This is a genomic window from Nocardia sp. PE-7, from assembly GCF_030486425.1.
Classification (GTDB): domain Bacteria; phylum Actinomycetota; class Actinomycetes; order Mycobacteriales; family Mycobacteriaceae; genus Nocardia; species Nocardia salmonicida_A.
Genome location: NZ_CP129614.1, coordinates 2792915 through 2813182, shown reverse-complemented (window position 1 = coordinate 2813182; position 20268 = coordinate 2792915). Strand labels below are relative to the sequence as shown.

Genomic DNA, 20268 nt, shown 5'->3' with positions numbered 1-20268 from the left:
TCGACCAGCACATCTCGGACGCCGGGCGAGCAGGTCGGCACCATGGCTCCGATCAGTCCGCGACCACGCGCGCCGCGAGGGCGGGTGAGATTCGTTGCATCCCAAGCAATATGCCAACCTTGCCGACTCGGATTCGGCGTACGCGCCTCTTGCGCAGTCCGGACAGAACGGCCGCCGCGGCCGCGTCCGGGCTGATCTTGCCGCGTCCGCGCCCGGCGGTCATGGCGGTGTCGACCAGTGGCAGCATCGCGTCGACGATGCGCACAGTCGGTGCGTCTACAGCGAGCTGGTACCGCAACGAGGTTGTCGCGGCGATCAAGCCCGCCTTGGAAGCGCAGTACACCGGTGCGGAACGCTTGGGCACCAACCCGAGTCCCGAGGTGATGTTGACGATCGTCGCGGCCGGCGCGAGCGCCAGCGTGGGAAGCAGCCGGGCGGTCAGACGCAGCGGTGCTGCCAGGTTCGCTGCCAGTTCCTCGGTCACATCGTCGAGCAGTTCGTCGGCCTCCGATGTCACCCATTGCCGGTCGATTTGGACTCCGGCATTGTTGATGACCAGGTCCAGCCCGGAGATCGCGGCCGCGGTCGCGGCGACGCGATCCACGTCAGCGGGAACTGCCAGATCTGCGCAGATGGTCTGCAGGCCGGGAACGCGGGCGGCCGCGTTCGCCAGGCGGTCGGGGTCGCGGCCACAGATCAGCACGTGACGGCCGGTGGCGGCGAGCTGCTGGGCCAACGCGAAGCCGACTCCGCTGCCACCGCCGGTGACGAGCGCCGCGCGCGCAACGATCTGCTGATTCATTCGGCGGCCCTGTGCCCGTCTTCCACGGACAGAATCAGGTCCTCGAGGCGAAAGTAGGGCGTGGTGAACAGTGCGGAGTCGCGCAGTTGCTCGATCACCAGGTAGTACTCGTCGAGGTCGGTGGTGGCGAACACGGCGATGTCGCTGCAACGGGCGCTGAAGGCCTCGGCGTCGTAGAACCTCATCGTGGTTTTCGTCCGGGCCGCGAGGGCGGTGCCCAGGGTGGTGTCGGCGAGGTGTCGACGCTGCGGTCGGCTCAAATCCAGCCATGCCGGTAGCGCGGTCAACATCATGAACGCGGTGTATTCGGTGGGCTCGACACCCAGCGATGAAGCATTTGTTACATTCATGCCGCAGACCCTAGATGTAACAAATGTTACAGTCAAGGGGTGGCTGACCGAACACCTCCGAATCCCACCCGCCGCGACGAATTGCTCCACGCCGCTCTCGACGATTTCGCCCGTCACGGTCTCGTCGACTTCACGTTGCGGGGCCTGGCAGGCCGCATCGGGACCAGTGCGCGCATGCTCGTGCACTACTTCGGCAGCCGCGAGCAGCTGCTCTCAGCCGCGTTCGCCGAACATCGACAGCAGATGCAGCGCCAACTCGCCGGTGCCGCCGAGCAGTGTCCCGCCGACGCGGCGACGTCGGCATGGGCGGCGATGACCGCAGACGAACAACGCTCGCACTTCACCGTCATGTACCACCTGCTCGCCGCCGGTCTCACCACCGACTCCGCCGAGCACCCCGCCGCCCGTGACGCGATCCTGGCATGGGTGGACTACGCGGCCGAGCTGCTCACCGGCGCAGGACACGATCCCGCGCACGCCCGTATCGATGCGACGGTGCTGGCCTCGGGCTTCAAGGGGATCCTGCTCGACCGACTGGTCACTGATGACAAGCAACGCTGTGACGCCGCCGCACACCGGCTCATCGATGCCCTGCTCAACCGGCCCGACTCACCATGAGTTGAGCGCAACATCGCGGTGGCCGGGTCAGAGCCCACCGGCATCTAGCATTCCAGGGCCGTCTATCATCAATTCTTCTGTGCAGGAACCGGTTAGCTCGGGCAACTCGCGTGTTTGCCGCTGACTCGCAACTTGGATCCTGCGCCGGAACACGCCGAATACGGCATGAGACCGAGGCCAGGATTCGCCGAGGGAGCCGTCTGCCGGTCGACTCCGATTTCACCAGGTCGACCGCGCGTCGGCGATCGTTAGACGAATACACATCGAATCCGGCTTCTCACCTATGGAATTGGCCGCGCCGGCTGCGTTGACTGGGGTCATGATCAGCAACACCTCTCACTCCTCAGAAAGGATCAGGATGGACGCCGCACCACATTCGTTGACCGGCAAGGATATCGAGTTTCTCGAACGCCCCCTCTACGGGTTTCTGTCCGTGGCCGACGGACCCACACCGCCCCAGCCCCGGCCGGTGTGGTTCGAGGTCACCACCGAGGGCACAATTCAGCTGTTCACCGACCCGGATTCGGTGAAGGTCGCGCGATTGCGGAGCGACCCCCGCGCGTCGATCGTCGTCGCTGCCCCCGTCGGTGAACGCGAGCGCTGGGTTTCCATCGCCGGCCACACCACCATCTCGACCGACGGAGCCCACGAGTTGCTCTCCCGCTTGGCCGCTCGCTACTGGGACCTCGACGACGAGAGTCGAGCCGACGAACTCGCGAAGATGCTGGCCGAGAAATGGTTGCTCATCACCATCGAGCCCGAAAGCGTGAGCCGATTCTCGATATGACGGTCGTACTCTGTCAGACGCCTCGACCGAGGATCGTTGCGCCGACCTCGCGAGATCCGCTGTGGCGCTAGCACAGTGAATCCGTCGCCGAATCAGCGCGAAACAGCCCAACCGCTGCCAGTGCGCTGGCACTGGACGCGCTCGACCGGCCTCCAGCTACTAGCATCCGTGTGAAACCTTCCGCACTCGAATGAAAAGGATTCCCATGGCTCGCAAAGTCGTTGTCAGCCTTATCGACGACTTCGACGGCACCTCCGAGGCCGACGAGACCGTTACGTTCGCACTGGACGGTGCCAGCTACGAAATCGACCTGTCCGCGACCAACGCCACCAAACTGCGCGAAACGTTCGACCAGTGGCTCCCCTACGCCCGCCGAATCGGCCGAGCCAAGACTTCCGCCGCTCGCCTCGCCGGAAAGAAATCCACGAGCGCACCCACCCCACGCAACGATCTCACCGCCATTCGCTCGTGGGCCAATGAAAACGGTCACACCGTCTCTACCCGCGGACGGATCTCCGCAGACGTCATCGCCGCGTATGACGCAGCGTCGGCATAGCATTTCCACGCTTACTGCACGATTCGGCATACGCCTACCGATCGGCCCACAGCCGCGCTGACCAGCGAATGATCGCGTTCGGGATCGCCGAGCGCGGTTGCTCGATAAGGTCGGCTCAACGATCGAGCGGGAGGTGAACGTGGGAATCAAACAGCGGGCAACGGTGCAGATGAGCGCGGAGGAGATCGCGCAGTTCCTCGACCACAGCAGGGTGCTCACCTTGGCCACCCTCGACGCCGAAGGGAAACCGCACCTGACAGCGATGTGGTTCGGGCACGTCGACGGCAAGATCTACTTCGAGACCAAGGCGAAGTCGCAGAAGGCGACCAACTTGCGCCGAAACCCGACCCTGACCTGTATGGCAGAGGCAGGTGACACCTACGACCAGTTGCGCGGCGTTTCGATCGAAGGAACAGCGCATCTGATCGAGGACCCCGAGGACGAGGAGTACTGGAGCGCCGGAATCGACGTCTTCCGCCGCTACGTCGGTCCCTACACCGAGCAGGCTCGTCCACTGGTCGAGTCCATGATGCACAAACGCATCGTCGTTCGGGTCGAGCCGACGCGGATCCGCTCCTGGGACCATCGCAAACTCGGTCTGCCCGCCATGCCGCTCGGCGGCAGTACAGCTGACGTCGAACCCTGATCAGCGTTCACCGGGTCGGCCGGGGCGACCAACGTGTCGTCCCGGCCGATGGTCGACCGAGCGATACACCGACTCCGTCGGGACTATCGATCACATGGCGTGCGCCGACCCGTAACCGTAGGTCGAGCGGTCCTCGTCGCGAGCAACCAGTTTGCCGTTCACGTAAATCGCCGCGAACACGTAGTGGGCGTCGGGGTGACTGATCGCCGACCAGACGAACGATTTCTTGGCGAACAGCACGTCGACATTGCGGCACCACCGGTCACCCTCCATGGGCTCGGTCAACGTGACAACCTCGTCGCGCTTGCCGAGAGAGTCGTAGTAGGTGATCTCGTTGCCTGCCTGCACGTCGGAGCAGAAGACGTAGCGGACGCTGCCGTAGGCAGGGACGTCAACGGCGCCGGCAACACCGGCGCCCGCGACAACGGCCCCGGTTAGGGCGCCCGCGGCTCCGATCATCGCAACTGTGCGCCCGATGGCAGACCGTGTCATATCGAGTTGTCCTTTCGCGAAACGATGCGCCGGCGGAATCCTCCCGTCAGCAGCAGTCCGCACGACATCCTCGCGTCGAGCGAACCGATCATTCAATCACACTGTGGCGCTTCCCTTTTCAGGGGCCGTTGGCGCGGACGATCTGCCGACGCGAGGGAACGATCTCAGGGCCGAGGACTGGTCGGAGGTCGGTGATTACAGCGGGGGCGATTGGGGTTGTAGACAACCCTTCGCGAATGCCGCTGTCACGTAGTCGACCAGATGGAGGCGAAGGTTGGACTGCCAATCGGCGGGAATCCCTTCAGGGATCGCGACCAGGGCGGCTTCTATTTCGCGCAGTACCAACGCAAGCGCGATCCCTTCCTGCGCACAGATCTGGACCGCGACTTTCAGGTGGTCCACGACCGCGCGTAGATGGGCAGCCGTGACAGTGTCGCACAGCTCGGCGTCGAACAACAGGTTGCGCTCGAGATTCCGGCGTATCTGATTGCCGTCCTCGTGACACAGCGATCGTGCGGTATTGCCGGTGCGCTCGTCCATCCGATACCCCTACCGTATTCGCGCCGTGGATGCGGCCAACGTACCGAATACACGGAGGCGATGGAGGCGAAATCAGCAATTATGTAGCTATTGTGCAAGTTCCTCCCCCGAGGGTTGTGATCCGCACCCGGCGAATCGAACCTTGCGTTAACACTATGTTTCTCAGCAGATGCATCGACGATCTCCCGCCGCCGGATCCGCAGCTATCCACGGTTATCCAGTGCAGCTACCGGCGGGCAAACGATATGTAGCGGCCAGAACCGGGCGAGCCGCGAGGTGGCGGCGTCCGCTTCGCGCGCGGTGCTCGACGTGGGCGGGGCTTGGTGGTGAAACGCCATCCATGATCTCGGTCCACCATGTGTCGAGAGGGCTGGGTTCGGGCCACCGGATGACGGCCGTCTCGGTCGACATGGTCGGTTGTTGTCGGTCGGTGGCGTAGTCGGTAGGCATTGTTGTTCCTCGCAATAGGTCAGGCTGCGTGCGCTCAGTGGCTGCGGGTCGTGCGAGCCCGGAGCAGCGATCGCACCCAACCCTCAGGTCGGGATGGGGCGGTCGCGGCGTCGGTGCCGGACTCGTCGTAGGTCAGCACTTGACCGGCTTCGGGCCCACGGCCGGTGTCGGTCACGGTGAAGATCACGCGCTGTCCGGCGTGCAGGAGCTTGTAGCCCGGGTGGCGATGGCGGTGTAGTCACAGAACACCGCTGGTCCGCCCCGGTCGGAGCTCAGGAAACCGAACCCTTTCGCCGCGTCGAACCAGCTCACGCGACCGGGCTGCCAGTCTCGGCATTCCCTGGCCTCGTGCTGGTGCGGGTCCGGGTGCGCGCAGTGCTCAGAAGGCAAGACAGGAAAGGTCGTCGTCGGCATCGGAGGCGCTCCAGGCTTGGTCGATACGGTCGGTGGGATGGGCGCCGCGCTCAGGCTCCTCGGCGTACACGGCGGCGACGCCGAGGCCTGATTCGCGGCCCGGATCCGAGACGAAGGTGTCCCGTTCGACGCGATCGGACTCGGAACCACTCGATAAGACGGTCATCGGGTTCTCCTCGAATCGACGGTTGGACGGGGTGGAGGCGGTGGCCGGGTCCACAGACCCGGCCACCGGACTTCAGGGAGTCGAATTCAGCTCATTCGCAAGGGTTTCGGCGATGGTTCGATACGCATCACCTCACTTTCGACTGTGGAATCAGGCGTTGATCACCTGGGGTTCGCGGTCGTGATCGCGGGCGATCTCGATCTTGCGGGGTTTGGCCTTCTCCGCGACCGGGATCGACAGCCGCAACACACCGTTGCGGTAGTCGGCGCGGATCTGGTCGGTGTCGAGGCTCTCGCCGAGGAACAACTGACGGCTGAACACCCCACGTGGGCGCTCCGCGGCGATCATCGACCGATTCGCGTCGAGGCCGGGCCGCGATGCGCGCACGGTCACCACATTGCGTTCGACATCCAAATCCAGGGATTCCGGGTCGATTCCGGGCAGATCGAACTCGACCACGAACTCGTCGCCGTCGCGCCAAGCATCCATCGGCATCGCTGCCGGCTGTGCCGCTGTGCCGAACATCTGCTGGGTCCACCGGTCCAGATCACGGAACGGATCGGTGCGCATCAACATGGTCGCCACCTCCAACTCACTCCATTCTCACTAGGATGATGATCAGATAACCTCTGTCATCTGACATAGATATTTTCTAGCATTCTACCTAGATGAGTGCAAGTACCAGAAACAAGTAATCTGGGAGAGAATCAGTGGAAGCGAGAGGACGCAGATGGTCTCCCCACACAACTCAAGGCCGTCACCAGCGCAGGCGGTGTATGCGATCTCCGTTGCCGCGGAGTTGGCCGGCATCGGGGTCCAGACCCTGCGCCTGTACGAACAGCACGGGCTGGTCACCCCCGCCCGTAGCGCCGGTGGCACCCGCCGCTACAGCGGTGAGGACCTGACCCGCCTGCACCGCATCACCACCCTTACCTGCGATGGGGTCAATCTCACCGCGGTGGCTCGCATACTCGAGCTCGAAGACACTGTCGCTCGCCTCCGCGCGGAACGTGATCGACTACGCGCCGAGTCGACCTAGCCTGCGTACACACCGGCCGGTCGCCAGTGCTCAGCCCTGCCACCTCGCCGCTCCGTGCCCGCGATGCAGCCGATGTCGTCGGATGCGGACACGAACGAGCGGGTGGCACCCAGTAGGGCGCGCACCCGCTCGACGGCAGTGACAGAATTATCGGTCAGCTACGGAAAGCGTCCTTGACCTTCTCACCCGCGGCCTTGAGATTGGACTTGACCTGGTCGCTCTTGCCCTCGTTCTCGAGGTGCTTGTCGTCGACCGCGCTGCCGAACTTCTCCTTCGCCTTACCGGCGAGTTCGTCAGCCTTGTTCTCGGCCTTGTCAGCTGTGCTCATTGTCTAATCCCTTCCGGTCGGGTCCGACCGCCCTGCTTCTGTCGGGCCAGTCAAGTGACGGATAGCCGCCCCGGGCCGAGACAAACACCCACGGGCACTCACCGACGCCGCCGGTAACCCCGGAAGTGTCCCTGAGCTGGGACTCCGGCGTGAGGTTCGAGTTGAAATCGCTTGGAGCGGATTTCATTACGCGTGGCCGCCGGCGTTCGTCGAGTGGGCGTCCCTCACCTGTGGCATGAATTCGCGTGGTGCGTGCTAGTGCGCGAACGGACGGACGCGGTCGAAGTATCCGTTGGGCTTGAGCGCGTCGAGGTGTCCGAGCGCGGTCGTCATGTCATCACTCAACGCCCTGGCCATGTCCGCGGAGAACCCTTCCCGCACCACGATGCGTAATACGGCGATATCGGTGGCGTTGTCCGGCATGGTGTACGCGGGCACCTGCCATCCGTAGGCACGCAACGCTTCCGAGACGTCGAACTCGGTGTAGCCAGGGTTGCCGGACAGCCGGAAGCTGATCACCGGGATCGCCGAACCGTCGGTGATCACCTCGAAGTGCTGGCTCTTGCGCAGCTGGTCGCCGAGCCATCGCGCGGTCTGCGAGAGGGAATGCATGACCTGGCCGTAGCCGGCGCGGCCGAGCCGCAGGAAGTTGTAGTACTGGCCGATGACCTGATTGCCGGGCCGGGAGAAGTTGAGTGTGAAGGTCGGCATGTCGCCACCCAGATAGTTGACCCGGAAGACCAGGTCATCGGGCAGGTATTCGGGGCTGCGCCACACCACGAAGCCGATGCCGGGATAGGTCAGCCCGTACTTGTGACCACTGACATTGATCGACACCACGCGCGGTAGCCGGAAGTCCCACACCAGTTCGGGATGCACGAAGGGCACCACGAAGCCGCCGCTGGCCGCGTCGACGTGCACCGGGATGTCCGGTCCCCCGTCGGCAGCGAGCTTGTCGAGCGCCGCGCATATCTCGCTGATCGGTTCGAGTTCGCCGGTGAACGTCGTGCCCAAGATCGCCACGACGCCGATGGTGTCCTCGTCGACGTTCTCCAGCACCTGCTCGGGTGTGATGACGTAACGGTCCTTCTCCATCGGCAGATACCGCGGCTCGACATCGAAGTAGCGGCAGAACTTCTCCCACACCACCTGCACGTTGGCACCCATCACCATGTTGGGTGTGCGGCCCTTCCACCCGTCGCCGACCTTCTCGCGCCACAGCCACTTCATCGCCAGCCCGGCCAACATCACCGCCTCGCTGGATCCGATCGTCGACACCCCCGTGGCGCTGGTCGGGTCGTCATCGCGCAGGCCCTCAGCGTGGAACAGGTCGGCGACCATGCACACACATCGCTGCTCGATCGCGGCGGTCGCGGGGTATTCGTCCTTGTCGATCATGTTCTTGTCGAACGTCTCAGCCATCAGCTTCTCGGCCTGCGGATCCATCCACGTCGACACGAAAGTGGCCAGGTTCAGCCGGCTGCTCCCGTCGAGCATCAGTTCGTCGTGGATGAATCGATAGGCGACATCCGGATCCATACTGTCCGCGGGCATCCGCAGCGCGGGTACCGGATTCATCGACAGCCGGCCGGTATACGCCGGGGCGATCTGAGGAGCGTGCGTGCGTTTGCGCGACATGGAGATCCCTTCGAGTAGAGACCGGCGATGGCGGCTCGGACGCGCACGAACAACGCCACCACCCGTCGGTTCGCGCGATCTACGAGGCTCCTTCCACCACAGCCACGACACCCAGGCGCCGGATGTGCTTCGAATGATGCCGTCGGCCGGTTGAGGCTTCTTCACCCGATTCGGATGAAATAGCGTGCGTGGTTCACCAGCAGTTCGGGGGCTCAGGGTCGGCCGGAATCGCGAGCGACTGCCTTTGCCATGGACCGTCGTAGACGTCGAAATGATCGAGCGGATACTCGAGCACCTGAGTTCGCGATTCCACCTTCCGCGCCGACCGTCGCGCCGCGGCCGGTGGCGCGACGGTGTCGTTGCTTGTCCCTGTATCGAAAGCAGCTCGCTCGCTTCTGCTGGGGTTTAGCCCGTCCTCCGACGGCAACTCGGGGTGCATGATCGGAAACCTTCGTTCGGTGGTGCTCGACTGCAAGCATCCGGGCGGACTGGCGCGCTTCTACCGGGAACTGCTCGGCGGCACCGTCGAGGACACCGATGAGACCTGACCGATTCGCAGGGGCGGCGGCTCGCGTTCCAGCTCGCGCCCGAACACGAGCCGCCGCTATTCCCGGACCCTCGCGGATCGCAACAGTTCCACCTCGACATCGAAGTCGACGACATCGAGTCGGCGCAGCGAAATGTGTTGAGTCTCGGCGCTACCCGTGTGCCCGATGCCGTCGGTGAAGACAACTTCCGTGTATTCCGTGACCCCGCAGGTCACACGTTCTGCCTCGTATGGGGAACCACGGCAGCCGGCAGCTGACCGGTCGGCATCACCGGACAGTCTCAGCTGAACGCGAACATCGTGGCGGGACTGCCACATTGGCTGGCAGGGTGAGGCGCATGGAAAACTTGCGAGACGCCGAGCGGCGGTTGCAGGCCGCGCAACTTGCTGGGGATGTGCAGGCGCTGGACAGTCTGCTGGATGACCGGTTGATCTTCACCTTCGGCGCAGACGTCTACACCAAGGCCGACGACCTGGAGCTTCACCGCACCCGGACGCAGGTGGTGACAGCCTTGGTCGAGGAAGAGCTGAGCGCACTCACCGACGGAAATACTGGGGTGACCTGGTTTCTCGGGACCGTCGAGGGGACCGTCAACGGCGAGCCTTTCGGAGCCAGGATGCGCTACACGCGTTCCTGGTTGCACGACGATACGCATGGCTGGCGGATTATCGCGGCGCACGCCAGTACGACGGATTGATGGTTCTGTCGCCCGAATTCGCCCTGTGCGGAAGAGTGCGTCCGGAACTCCATTCGGCGTCCCGTCAGACCGAGCTCGGCCGTTCTGGATCCTCGATCGGCTGACCCGGCTTCCTGTCCGGGTCGATCCTGTCCGCGCGTTCCCATTCTTTGTCCAGTTCCGCGCGTGATTCCGCCGCGTCGCTGTGGTGTACCTGCGCCTGCTGGGCGAGCTGTTCGGCATGAGCGGCTTTGGCATCGGCCTCGGCCTGTGCCGCACGGCTTCGGGCGGCGATCTCCTCCGCCCGTGCCTCTCGCTGTCCGACCTCGAATTCCTGTTCCGCCGCCCGATCGCGGATTCCCGCCGCATCGACCCGGCGGCGTTCACGCTGACTACGCATCAAAGCCACGATGACGGCAGCAAGCACGATAACGATGATGACTGCGCCGACGATAGTCACGACTACACTGGTGGTGCTCATTCTGCTACTCCTCGCATCCCCCGGTGTTGTCCTTACTCCATCGGAATACCCTCGATGGGAAAGACAAACGATCAGCTCACCGCTCATTTCCGACGTCGTATCCCGAAAATTTCGATGCGAATAGGACAGGCACGCCGGACGGTGCTACATCGTCGCGGCCGACCAGCTGATGCTGGGCCAGGACTCGGGCAGATGGATGGATCCATCGAGTATCAACCGCACCATATCTTCGTAGCCTTCCCGCATTTCGGCGAGATGGTTCCACGCCCGGTGCCGTTGATCGGCGTCCTCGGTGTTGTGTAGCGCCCATTGAGCGCAGGCAGCGGCCTCGGCGACACGGCCGATTACCCCGCCCACCGAATCGATGCCGCGTGGAACACCTGGGCGCGGGCGCGGAAGCCGGGCGGTAATCCAGGCATCGATGTCGTGCACGACCTCGACGATCTGTTGTCCGACGCGAACAGCGGTGGGTTCAGCCAGCCATTCCCGATACAACGATCCGAGGGTTCGAGCCCATCGCGCCAACGGCAGATCACAGTCGGTACGTCCGTGGATCGCGGCCACCAACTCCTGTGGCGAGAGAAACGGCCCGTGTTTGGAGGAGGGGGAATAGCGCGGAATCGGTGCACTCACCGGCGCGCACCCGACAGACCTGCCCCGGCATGACCGTCCGGGATCTGTACGAAATTCAGATTTCCTTCACTGAACAAAGCAACTCCTGACCAGGCAGCGCGAGCAGACGCATGTCCGCCGGGCCCCGCACCGACGCAACGGGCTTTTGCAGATTGCGACACACGCCACAACAAGCTACCAGCGGGTAGACCAGGGTGGCCGTGACCGGTTCGCACTCTCAACAAACCCTTACATCTGGCGTCGGCCCGGGAACCTCTCCTGGGTTGGCATCGTTACGATTCACCATTTATGGGTAACCGCAAGACACAGCAACACTTTCGAGGAGAGGCAGTGATAATGATGTCTGCGCCCACCACCCCTGACGTCGATCCTGTAGTCGCCCAGGCTCAGGCGTACGCCGAGAAGTTGCTGATGCTGTCCGAGGCATCGGTCGATCGCCACTTCGACCCGTTCGAGGACATCGACTGGGACGCCCCCGACTTCGATCCGAACTGCAAGCCCGAGCGTTGGGTCCTGGTGACCTCGGCCGATCCCATCGGTCGCCACCCCTGGTACCAGGCGCTGCCGCTGGAGAAGAAGATCGAGATCGGCAAGGTCCGTCAGGCCAACGTCGCCAAGGTCGGCCTGCAGTTCGAGGCCATTCTGATCATCGGCATGATGCAGCACATCTTCAACCTGGACAACAACGACCCGGAGTTCCGGTACTGCTCGCACGAGATGATCGAAGAGCACAACCACACTCTGATGTTCCAGGAGATGGTGAACCGCGTCGCCGACGTGCCGGGTATGAACCCGCTCGTGCGTCAGTTGCGTCATCTGGCCGCGCCGGCCGGTGCGTTGTTCCCGAACTTCTTCTTCATGGCCGTGCTCGCCGGTGAGGAGCCGATCGACCATATCCAGAAGGACATTCTGCGTTCGGGTGACGATATCCACCCGATCATGCGTGGGGTGATGGCGATCCATGTGGCCGAGGAAGCTCGTCATATCTCCTTCGCGCATGAGTTCTTGAAGAAGAACGTGCCCGCCCAGCCCGCGGTGAACAAGGCTGTGCTCTCGATCGCTATGCCGATCGTGATGTTCATCCTCGGTCGCGCGATCGCGACGCCGCCGAAGACGTTCTTCAAGCAGTTCGATATGCCCGCCGAGGTGCGCAAGGATCTGTTCTACGGTTCCAAGGAATCGAAGCGGACCTTCGCCGATTACTACGTCGACGTGCGTGCGTTGGCCGAGGAGATCGGGTTGATGAACCCGGTCGCGCGCAGGGTGTGGAAGCTGCTCGGTATCGACGGCCCCTCCAGCCGGTACCGTTCGGAGCCCAAGCGCTCCGCCAAGCACGCCGCTTGACGACAGCTGCCGGTCGCCTGCGACCGGCAGCTGTGACATCACAGATCCGACGTCAGCGGGTTGCCTTCGGGGATCGTCCCGCAGCTCGACCCGGCGGACTCACCCGCGAAGCGGGCATCGATCCACGAGACGGCGCCGACACTCCACGCGGCCAATGTCGGAATGTGGCTGAGCTCGTCGTACTGCCGGTACTCGACGAAAGGGTTTCCGTCCGCGCAATACCGACGGGCCAGGCTGCGGACATCACCGGCGACCATGACACCGTCACCGGCGCCGACCGACGGCTTGCTCCCATCCGTGCCTTCCAGACCTCCGTTGGCACCCTGGGCGATGTAGAGCGGGATGGTCGGTGTCGGTGCGTTCGCGAGGTTGACCTTGCCGACGACTTCTACAAGGGGCGCAACGGAATTGGGGTCGAGGTACTCGGGCTTGACCATCTGCTGCCAGCTCAGGCCGGGGTACTGGAACAGCACGTTGGCGATCGACGCGGACCGGAGTGCGGCGACGACCTGCGCGCCGTAAGGGCTCAGATAGGTCGAGAAATCGATGTCATAGGAGCGGGCGACACCGATGATCGCCATGGCGGCCACACCCGACCAGCCGACGCTGCCACTGACATAGCGCAGGTTGTGCGCGGGATTGACCAGCAGACCACCCTGGGTCGCGCCGACGAGGTTCGCGTTCACTTCGGGGGCGTATTCCGGCGCCAGCGCCGCGGCCCAGTCGGTCGCGATCGCGCCGCCGGAGTAACCGACCAAGCCGATTCGCGTCTGCGCCGTGAGCCCGGTGGCCTCGGAACGCACTGCCGCCCGGATCGAGTCGAGTGTGTTCATGCCGTACTCGGGGCCCGCCGCGAAGTTCGCCTGCTGCCCTTCGGTATCGGCGATGATCACCGTGTAACCGCGGGCGAGGATGTCGGCGATCACCGTGGCCTCCGACGTCAGCACCATGCCACCGAAGCTGACATCACCGGCGATCGATCGCGAGGGACCGTGCTCCGGGTCGAGCGAGTCGTAGAAGGACTGATAGGCGACCGCCCGTGCCGGATCCGCGCCACCGGGCGGGATCAGGATGGAGGTGACGTTGGCACTGGGTCGGTATTGGGCGTCGGTGGTCCGGTACAGCAATTGCACCGCGGTGATCGGTGTGGGGATGCCGACGAGGTGGTAGGTCGTGGTCCGGCTGTCCAGGACAGTTCCGGGCTCGATGTCGGCCAGCGACAAGCTGTCGCGGTAGCTGTAGAACGGGTCCGATACCGCATACACCGGCGGTGCGAACACCGTTGTCGAGGCGAACGCCACCGACAGCGCGGCGATCGCCGACATCATCGGGGCGATCGAGCGTGCATTCTTCAAGAATTTCCCCTGAAATCAGATTCCTGGTACCGGATGAAATCCAGCAGCCATTTCGAACGAGGCCGAGGGCGGGATCGACACGAATGCTCGACCACAACCGGACACAGATATCCGGTTGCTGGAACGTATTCTTGACGCAATCGTCTCGCTAGTCAAGTACGCGAGTTCTAGTCACACAGGGCGCGCTGCAACAGTCCCCAGCATTTACCCGCCACCGACGCTCGTTCCGATTCCGGCGTCTTGTTCAGCAAGGCTCCCAGCATTCCCACGGCCAGGAAGATCTCCTCGGCGGTCACGCCCCGACGCACACTTCCGCGACGACTGTCGTCGGCAAGTTTCTCGTCGAACAAGGCGTACAGCCGACCGATGATGCCCGCCAGGCGCGGGTCACTGCTGTCCGCGAGACGAAACAGATCGAACAGAACCGCGACCTCGACTATCTGGTCGACGATCTCGGCCAGCAGCTCGTCCAGAGTCGAGTCGACATTGGCGACCATCGCCTCCAACTGGCCGAGGTTCTCCTCGAAGACCGCGAGAATGATCGCCTCACGGGTGGGAAAGTGCCGGTAGAGGCTGCCTTGACCCACTCCCGCCGTGCGCGCGATCTGGTTCAGCGGAGCGTCCAGCCCGTGCTCGGCGAACGTGGCCTTCGCCGCGACGAGCAGGGCGACGCGATTTTCGGCGGCGGCGGCGGGTCCCCTGTTGGCGCGACGTGGCGAGCTCATCCGGGCAACGTTACCCATCAGCCGATCCAGTCCGGCGCCGAACGGCGCCGCGACTGCCGGCGCTGCGAGCCCGGGGCCCGGCAGCGCGAACTGATCCACTCGACCATCGAGCCGCTTCCCCGGTTACCTACCGAAGGGCTGTTCGAATACCGAGAATTGGCAGATGGTGAATTAATGCATTTCGAGTATCAGCCAATTGAGCCGACGCCAGACGGAATCCGGTACCACGCTGTCCGGATTTCATAAGCCGCCCGGCGTTGACCGATTCGAATGTAGCAGCGACACCCTGACCTACCAACTGAATATTTGAAATTTGTTCGCCTTTCCAAGCGCGAATGCACGATTCGTACGCTCCCACAATCCCCACCGTCGTACATCCCGGACCGGAAGATATCCGGACACAACAGTCCGGTTGCGCTAAGGTGCCACTATGCTGGTATCCGCTCCCTCCGACACCACATCCGGGCGCCCCGCGCAGCCCGCCCGGCCCGACTATCACCTGACCGTGCGGTGAAGACGGCGATCCCACGCACGGAACGCCACGGTGGCGAGTTGACGCCAACCACGGTGGCGGACAAGGCATCAGCGGTCGAGTGGCTCGCCGCTTTCGCGCTGCGGATGCGGTCGGAGTCCGAGTCCGAACTGGTCCTGTCCGCTGTCGACGCCGCGATCCAGGAGACGTTCCCGCACTACCTCGCCGATGTCGAGGTCCATCGGGAAGTCCGGGCAGCCACCAGAGCCCACTGGTTGGGCTTCCTCGCGGTGATCGGGCGTACGCAGTTCGAGGCGCGCCCACCCACCGAGGCCGTCGATGGCGCGCGGACCGTGGCCCGGCGCGGCTACGGCGTGGACATGCTGCTCAAGACCTACCGAGCCGCGCAGCGGGGGTTATGGCGATACATCACCCAGGTACTCCACCAGCAGATCCCCGATCCCGAGTTGCGCGGGGCCGTCCTGGTCATCTTCTGGGAACACAGCACACAGTGGCTCGATACCTGCCTCGACGGCATCGTCGCCGCGTACATGGACGAGCGTGAGCACCACACCCGCAACTTCGATGCCCAGCGCACCGAGATCGTTCAGGCCATTCTGCGCGGGGAGTCGGCGCCGTCAGCCGACTCGCCCGACTATCTCGGATACCCGATGGACGACTCCCATGTCGCGCTCATTCTCTGGACCGACCGCAAGGTGCCTGCTCGACACGCGACCGGTCTGCTTCGTGAGCACGCGTCCCACATCGCCTACACCCTCGGGACACCACCGCCGCTTCTGATCAGCAGTGGCGTCCACGGCTTGTGGGCCTGGATGGCAACCTCACACGTCCCGAATATCGCCGATGTACCGGTGCCGCCGATCGCACACATCCATCTCGCGGTCGGTACCCCGCGTTCCGGCCTGGAAGGCTTTCGGCGCAGCCACCTGGAAGCCGTTGCCGCACAGCGGATCGCGACCAGCGCGCACAACGCGAGCGCGGTCACCGCCTACCGGGACGTCGACCTGGTCTGCATGCTCACCGGCGACGGAGATATCGAATCGGTGCGCGCGCTCATCGAGCGCGAACTCGGCCAACTCGCCGATCGGAGCGAGCCGACCGCCCGCCTTCGCGACACGGTGCTCGAATTCCTGTGCGCCGGCGGCAATATCGAGATGACCGCGAGCCTGCTCGGAGTACACGGCAACACCGTCCGGTATCGACTCCGACAGGCGGAGCGCCGCCTGGGTCATACGATCGAGAGCCGACGGGTGCACATCGAGCTCGCGCTACGCTGCCTCAGCGTCTACGGCGACGAACTACTCCCAGTGCTGTAGGCCGACAGGTGCCGGGCGGCCTGTTTGATCGAGCTGATCGGCACCGCCATATCGTTGCTCGCCCACAGCGCCGCGAACGCCGGGCTGTCGGTACACAATCCGTTGACCGAGCCCTGCCACGTCGGGTCGTCGAAGTGCTTGGCGTAAGCGCCGGATCGGCGTCGGCGTGGGTTGTCAGCGGGCGATGGCCAGGTACTGGACCTCCTGGTATTCCTCCAGTCCGGTGCTGCCGCCTTCTCTGCCGAGCCCGGAGGACTTCATCCCGCCGAAGGGGGCGGCCGGGTCGGAGATCGCGCCGGTGTTGACGCCGACCATGCCGGTCTGGAGTGCTTCGGCGAAATCGAGGGTGTCACCGAGGTTTTCGCCGAACACGTAACCGGCCAAGCCGGAGTCGGTGTCGTTGGCCAGGTGCAGCGCCTCTGCCGGGTCGGTGAAGGTGCGGATCGCGGTGACGGGGCCGAAAACCTCCGAATTCCACAGGCGGGTCCGGGGGTCGACGTCGGTCAGGACCGCGGGTCGGAGGAAGTGACCTGATCGGTCGATCTCGGCGCCGACGGTGTGCAGATGTGCGCCCTGGCTGACCGCCTCCTCGATGAGCGTGGTGATCCGCTGCACCGCCGCGTCGTCGATCACGGGTCCGATGCGGGTGGATTCATCGAGGCCATCGCCCACCGGCAGCGCGGCAACGGCGGTGCGGAATCGTTCGGTGAACTCCGCTGCCAGCGATCGGTGAACCAGGAAGCGGTCGGCGGCCACGCAGGTCTGCCCGGCGTTGCGCAGTTTGGCGAGCACCGCGCCGTCGACGGCCTTGTCCAGATCGGCGGATTCCAGCACGACGAAGGGGGCATTGCCGCCGAGCTCCATCGAGGTCCGTAGGACTCCCTGCGCGGCTTGCCCGAGCAGGGTGCGGCCGACGGCGGTGGAGCCGGTGAAGGTGATCTTGCGTAGCCGCCGGTCGGCCAGGATCGGCGCCGACACCAGCGGCGCGCGCGAGGTCGTCACACAGTTGACCACTCCCGGTGGCAGTCCTGCTTCCACCAGGATCCGCATGAATTCCAGTGCGGTGAGCGGGGTCTGGGGCGCGGGCTTGAGTACGACGGTGCAGCCCGCGGCGAGCGCGGGGGCCGCCTTGCGGGTGACCATGGCCAGCGGGAAATTCCACGGCGTGATCGCATAGACCGGGCCGACCGGCTGTTTCCGGACAGCGATGCGGCGGCCGCCGCTCGGCGCCGGGAAGTAGGCTCCGCTGCCGCGGGTGGTCTCCTCGGCGAACCAGCGCAGAAACTCGGCGCCGTAGGCGACTTCGCCGCGTGCCTCGGCGAGCGGCTTGCCCATTTCCAGGGTGATCGTGCGCGCGATCCGCTCGGCGTCGGCATGGAGCAGGTGAAACGCGCGCAGCAGAATGTCGCTGCGGTGGCGCGCGTCGGTGGCCGCCCACTGCTGCTGCGCGGCGGCCGCGGCGTCCAACGCGGCCAGGGCTGTCACGTCGTCGCCGTCGGCGACGGTCGCGATCTGCGCGCCGGTGGCCGGGTTGTACACGGGCATCGTCGCCGTGCTGTCCACCCAGTCGCCGCCGAGGAACTGGGCGACCGGGAGGTCGGAAAGAGTGGATGTCATCGTGTGTGCCTTTCCGGGTCGAAGACGATCACCTGGCGCACCGCCGCACCGTCGGCGAGCTGATCCATCGCCTCGTTGAGGTCGTCGAGTCCGATGCGGGCGGAGATCAGTTTCTCGACCGGCAGCCGTCCTGCCCGCCACATCTGCTCGTAGCGAGGGATGTCGCGGGCCGGTACGGCCGAGCCGAGGTAGCTTCCGACCACGGTGCGGGCCTCGGCGGTGAACATCAGCGGTGACAGTGTCACGGTGGCCGACGGGGCGGGCAGGCCGACGGTGACAGTGGTTCCACCGGCGGCGGTGGCCAGAAAGGCGGTTTCGAACGCGGCCGGGTGACCGGCGCATTCGATTACGTAGCGCGCTCGAATTCCTTGCGCCGCAACCTGTTCGGGTGTGTAGGTTTCGGTGGCGCCGAGGTCGCGGGCGGCCTCGAGCTTGGCGGGCAGGCGGTCGACCGCCACGATGCGTCGCACGCCGATCGCGGTCGCGGTGAGCAGCGCGGCCATTCCCACGCCACCGAGCCCGACCACCATCAGGTCGTCGTCGGGCGACGGGTCGGCGACATTGAGGACGGCGCCACCGCCGGTGAGCACGGCGCACCCCAACAGTGCCGCCACCTCCGGCGGCACATCAGGGCCGACCGCGACGACCGAAGCCTGGTCGATCACGGCGTGCGTCGCGAATCCGGAGACGCCGAGGTGATGGCGCACCGGCTGTCCGGCCCGGGTCAGCCTGCCGGGGTGGTGCAGGAGTTCACCGGCGGTGTTGGCTCGGGTTCCTTCGGTGCAGGGCAGCGCCCCGCCGCGGGCGCACGCCGCACAGCGCTCGCAGCGCGGCAGAAACGACATGACCACCCGGTCGCCGACGGCGAGATCGTCGACCTGCTCGCCGAGTGTCACCACGATGCCCGCCGCTTCGTGACCGAGCAGCATGGGTAGCGGCCGCAACCGATTGCCATCGACCACGCTGAGGTCGGAGTGGCACACACCGGCTGCTTCGATGCGGACCAGCACCTCGGTCGGGCCCGGTTCGTCGAGTTCGAGGTCGTAGACCCCGATCGGGCGCGACGACGCGAAGGGCCGCGGCCGGTCGGGGTGGTCGAGGACGGCGCCACGGATGCGCATCAGATCGCCGCCTTCTGATGCTCACCCAGCAGGCTCGACAGGTAACGCAGGTGATCGTTGGTGTCGCCGAGGGTGTGCTCGATGGTGGTGAGCCGCGCGGTGTAGTGGCCGACCGGATATTCGGCGGTCATGCCGATGCCGCCGTGCAGCTGGATCGCCTGTTGGCCGATATGTTTGCCGGAGAGGTCGATCCGCCGCTTCGCGCGGGAGGCCACCGTCGGGTCGACTACCCCGTCCGCCAGCGACATCGCCGCGTACAGGCTCATGCTGCGGGCCAACTCCAGCGAGACGTACATGTCCGCGGCTCGGTGGGTGAGGGTCTGGAAGGTACGCAGCGCGACACCGAATTGCTTGCGGGTCTTCAGATATTCGGTGGTGAGGCGCAGCGCCTCGGCCATCGCGCCCACGGCTTCGGCACCCAGTGCGGCTTGGGTGGTGATCACGGCTTCGTCGATGACCGCACCGGCGTCGAGGCTGGTGCCGAGCAGTTCGGCGGGCGCGCCACGCAATTCGATATCGGCGCCGCGGTGCCCGTCGTAGGTGCGGTAGGCGGTGCGCACGACCGCCGCGTCACGGGCATCGACCAAAAACAGTGCGGTCTCGCCGGTGGGCACCACGGCCGAGACGATCAGCCGGTCGGCCCGATCCCCATACGACACCGGACTTTTGCGACCGGTCAGCGTCCACTGGTTTCCGTGTTCCAGCGCCAGGGTTTCCACCTGCGTGTACGGCCAACGCAGGCCGGGCTCGGCCTGGGCGAAGGCGAACAGCTGCTCGCCGTCGACGATGCCGGGCAGCAGGGCCGCGCGCTGGTCCGGGGTGCCTGCCCGGCCGATGATGAGCGCGGGCAGCAGGGCACAGTCGAAGACCGGTTCCGGCGCCAGCGTTCGGCCCAGTTCCTCCAGGGCGAGCATGGTTTCGATGGGGCCGCCGCCGATGCCGCCGTCCTCGGCCGACACGGTGAGCCCGAGCAGACCGATCTCGGCGAAGGCCGCCCACACCTTCGGATCCCAGCCGGGATCATCGGCGATCACCTCCGCGCGGCGCTCGGGGGTGTAGTGACGGGTGAGCACGCTGCGCACGGTGTCGCGCAGCATGGTCTGTTCAGTGGTGAGGGTGAAATCCATGGCGAT

25 protein-coding genes and 1 pseudogene are annotated in these 20268 nt (G+C 65.1%); 10 read left to right on the top strand and 16 right to left on the bottom strand.

Annotated elements, in window-relative coordinates:
• Window positions 1-52: 52 nt before the first annotated feature.
• Both QX204_RS13170 and QX204_RS13165 read right to left on the bottom strand, forming a co-directional pair.
• Window positions 53-802, bottom strand: coding sequence for an SDR family NAD(P)-dependent oxidoreductase (locus QX204_RS13170; RefSeq protein WP_301907020.1), 750 nt, complete (start codon window positions 800-802; stop codon window positions 53-55).
• Window positions 799-1152 carry a darcynin family protein gene (locus QX204_RS13165; protein WP_301907019.1) on the bottom strand — a complete coding sequence of 118 codons (354 nt, stop codon included), beginning with the start codon at window positions 1150-1152 and terminating at the stop codon, window positions 799-801. The genes QX204_RS13170 and QX204_RS13165 overlap by 4 nt, the downstream gene beginning before the upstream one ends.
• A 39-nt stretch (window positions 1153-1191) precedes the next feature.
• On the opposite strand from QX204_RS13165, the gene QX204_RS13160 reads away from it, so the two are divergent.
• The 4 genes from QX204_RS13160 (at window position 1192) to QX204_RS13145 (ending at window position 3759) form a co-directional block, all read left to right on the top strand.
• On the top strand, window positions 1192-1770 hold the full coding sequence (locus QX204_RS13160; protein ID WP_301907018.1) for a TetR family transcriptional regulator: 579 nt from the start codon (window positions 1192-1194) through the stop codon (window positions 1768-1770).
• 358 nt (window positions 1771-2128) lie between these two features.
• Window positions 2129-2557, top strand: a complete 429-nt coding sequence (locus QX204_RS13155; protein WP_301907017.1) for a pyridoxamine 5'-phosphate oxidase family protein — start codon at window positions 2129-2131, stop codon at window positions 2555-2557.
• Window positions 2558-2762: 205 nt separating this feature from the next.
• Window positions 2763-3113 carry a histone-like nucleoid-structuring protein Lsr2 gene (locus QX204_RS13150; RefSeq protein ID WP_301907016.1) on the top strand — a complete coding sequence of 117 codons (351 nt, stop codon included), beginning with the start codon at window positions 2763-2765 and terminating at the stop codon, window positions 3111-3113.
• Between the two features lie 139 nt (window positions 3114-3252).
• Entirely contained in the window at window positions 3253-3759 is a 507-nt protein-coding gene (locus QX204_RS13145; protein WP_301907015.1) for a pyridoxamine 5'-phosphate oxidase family protein, read from the top strand.
• Between the two features lie 90 nt (window positions 3760-3849).
• Here the strand turns inward: QX204_RS13145 and QX204_RS13140 are convergent, their stop codons facing one another.
• From QX204_RS13140 to QX204_RS13120, 5 genes and pseudogenes are all read right to left on the bottom strand, one after another.
• A complete protein-coding gene (locus QX204_RS13140; RefSeq protein ID WP_301907014.1) occupies window positions 3850-4251 on the bottom strand; it encodes a hypothetical protein in 402 nt (133 codons plus the stop codon).
• Between the two features lie 195 nt (window positions 4252-4446).
• A complete protein-coding gene (locus tag QX204_RS13135) occupies window positions 4447-4791 on the bottom strand; it encodes a hypothetical protein (protein WP_301907013.1) in 345 nt (114 codons plus the stop codon).
• Window positions 4792-5386: 595 nt separating this feature from the next.
• Window positions 5387-5553, bottom strand: a pseudogene (locus QX204_RS13130) (cold-shock protein); the annotation flags it as partial.
• A gap of 67 nt (window positions 5554-5620) precedes the next feature.
• Window positions 5621-5821 (bottom strand): hypothetical protein, encoded by a 201-nt coding sequence (locus QX204_RS13125; RefSeq protein WP_301907012.1) that lies wholly within the window; start codon window positions 5819-5821, stop codon window positions 5621-5623.
• A gap of 150 nt (window positions 5822-5971) precedes the next feature.
• Window positions 5972-6397 carry an Hsp20/alpha crystallin family protein gene (locus QX204_RS13120; RefSeq protein WP_084787175.1) on the bottom strand — a complete coding sequence of 142 codons (426 nt, stop codon included), beginning with the start codon at window positions 6395-6397 and terminating at the stop codon, window positions 5972-5974.
• Window positions 6398-6551: 154 nt separating this feature from the next.
• Between QX204_RS13120 and QX204_RS13115 the strand changes: the two genes are divergently transcribed.
• Entirely contained in the window at window positions 6552-6860 is a 309-nt protein-coding gene (locus QX204_RS13115; RefSeq protein ID WP_301907011.1) for a MerR family transcriptional regulator, read from the top strand.
• 154 nt (window positions 6861-7014) lie between these two features.
• Here the strand turns inward: QX204_RS13115 and QX204_RS13110 are convergent, their stop codons facing one another.
• Both QX204_RS13110 and QX204_RS13105 read right to left on the bottom strand, forming a co-directional pair.
• On the bottom strand, window positions 7015-7188 hold the full coding sequence (locus QX204_RS13110; protein ID WP_301907010.1) for a CsbD family protein: 174 nt from the start codon (window positions 7186-7188) through the stop codon (window positions 7015-7017).
• Window positions 7189-7443: 255 nt separating this feature from the next.
• The gene (locus QX204_RS13105) at window positions 7444-8826 is read right to left on the bottom strand and encodes a glutamate decarboxylase (RefSeq protein ID WP_301907009.1); all 1383 of its coding nucleotides are present in this window, start codon (window positions 8824-8826) and stop codon (window positions 7444-7446) included.
• Between the two features lie 437 nt (window positions 8827-9263).
• On the opposite strand from QX204_RS13105, the gene QX204_RS34440 reads away from it, so the two are divergent.
• The 3 genes from QX204_RS34440 (at window position 9264) to QX204_RS13095 (ending at window position 10071) form a co-directional block, all read left to right on the top strand.
• On the top strand, window positions 9264-9374 hold the full coding sequence (locus QX204_RS34440) for a VOC family protein (RefSeq protein ID WP_367620188.1): 111 nt from the start codon (window positions 9264-9266) through the stop codon (window positions 9372-9374).
• The gene (locus tag QX204_RS13100) at window positions 9371-9631 is read left to right on the top strand and encodes a VOC family protein (RefSeq protein ID WP_367620202.1); all 261 of its coding nucleotides are present in this window, start codon (window positions 9371-9373) and stop codon (window positions 9629-9631) included. The genes QX204_RS34440 and QX204_RS13100 overlap by 4 nt, the downstream gene beginning before the upstream one ends.
• 80 nt (window positions 9632-9711) lie before the next feature.
• The gene (locus QX204_RS13095; RefSeq protein WP_301907008.1) at window positions 9712-10071 is read left to right on the top strand and encodes a nuclear transport factor 2 family protein; all 360 of its coding nucleotides are present in this window, start codon (window positions 9712-9714) and stop codon (window positions 10069-10071) included.
• Window positions 10072-10135: 64 nt separating this feature from the next.
• Here the strand turns inward: QX204_RS13095 and QX204_RS13090 are convergent, their stop codons facing one another.
• Both QX204_RS13090 and QX204_RS13085 read right to left on the bottom strand, forming a co-directional pair.
• The gene (locus tag QX204_RS13090; protein WP_301907007.1) at window positions 10136-10618 is read right to left on the bottom strand and encodes a hypothetical protein; all 483 of its coding nucleotides are present in this window, start codon (window positions 10616-10618) and stop codon (window positions 10136-10138) included.
• Between the two features lie 57 nt (window positions 10619-10675).
• The gene (locus tag QX204_RS13085) at window positions 10676-11164 is read right to left on the bottom strand and encodes a hypothetical protein (protein WP_301907006.1); all 489 of its coding nucleotides are present in this window, start codon (window positions 11162-11164) and stop codon (window positions 10676-10678) included.
• Window positions 11165-11500: 336 nt separating this feature from the next.
• Here QX204_RS13085 and QX204_RS13080 point away from each other — a divergent pair, with 336 nt between their 5' ends.
• A complete protein-coding gene (locus QX204_RS13080; RefSeq protein ID WP_301907005.1) occupies window positions 11501-12508 on the top strand; it encodes an AurF N-oxygenase family protein in 1008 nt (335 codons plus the stop codon).
• A 38-nt stretch (window positions 12509-12546) separates the two neighbouring features.
• Here QX204_RS13080 and QX204_RS13075 read toward each other — a convergent pair whose 3' ends face one another.
• Both QX204_RS13075 and QX204_RS13070 read right to left on the bottom strand, forming a co-directional pair.
• The gene (locus QX204_RS13075; RefSeq protein ID WP_301907004.1) at window positions 12547-13863 is read right to left on the bottom strand and encodes a lipase family protein; all 1317 of its coding nucleotides are present in this window, start codon (window positions 13861-13863) and stop codon (window positions 12547-12549) included.
• A gap of 167 nt (window positions 13864-14030) precedes the next feature.
• Window positions 14031-14588 (bottom strand): TetR/AcrR family transcriptional regulator, encoded by a 558-nt coding sequence (locus tag QX204_RS13070; RefSeq protein ID WP_301907003.1) that lies wholly within the window; start codon window positions 14586-14588, stop codon window positions 14031-14033.
• Window positions 14589-15140: 552 nt separating this feature from the next.
• Here QX204_RS13070 and QX204_RS13065 point away from each other — a divergent pair.
• On the top strand, window positions 15141-16397 hold the full coding sequence (locus tag QX204_RS13065) for a PucR family transcriptional regulator (protein ID WP_301907002.1): 1257 nt from the start codon (window positions 15141-15143) through the stop codon (window positions 16395-16397).
• 174 nt (window positions 16398-16571) lie between these two features.
• Here the strand turns inward: QX204_RS13065 and QX204_RS13060 are convergent, their stop codons facing one another.
• From QX204_RS13060 to QX204_RS13050, 3 genes are read right to left on the bottom strand one after another with little or no spacing between them, the layout of a single operon-like run.
• A complete protein-coding gene (locus QX204_RS13060) occupies window positions 16572-18014 on the bottom strand; it encodes an NAD-dependent succinate-semialdehyde dehydrogenase (RefSeq protein WP_301907001.1) in 1443 nt (480 codons plus the stop codon).
• A complete protein-coding gene (locus tag QX204_RS13055; RefSeq protein ID WP_301907000.1) occupies window positions 18011-19135 on the bottom strand; it encodes an alcohol dehydrogenase catalytic domain-containing protein in 1125 nt (374 codons plus the stop codon). Before QX204_RS13055 ends, QX204_RS13060 begins: the two co-directional genes overlap by 4 nt.
• Window positions 19135-20262, bottom strand: coding sequence for an acyl-CoA dehydrogenase family protein (locus tag QX204_RS13050; protein WP_301906999.1), 1128 nt, complete (start codon window positions 20260-20262; stop codon window positions 19135-19137). Before QX204_RS13050 ends, QX204_RS13055 begins: the two co-directional genes overlap by 1 nt.
• Window positions 20263-20268: the final 6 nt, after the last annotated feature.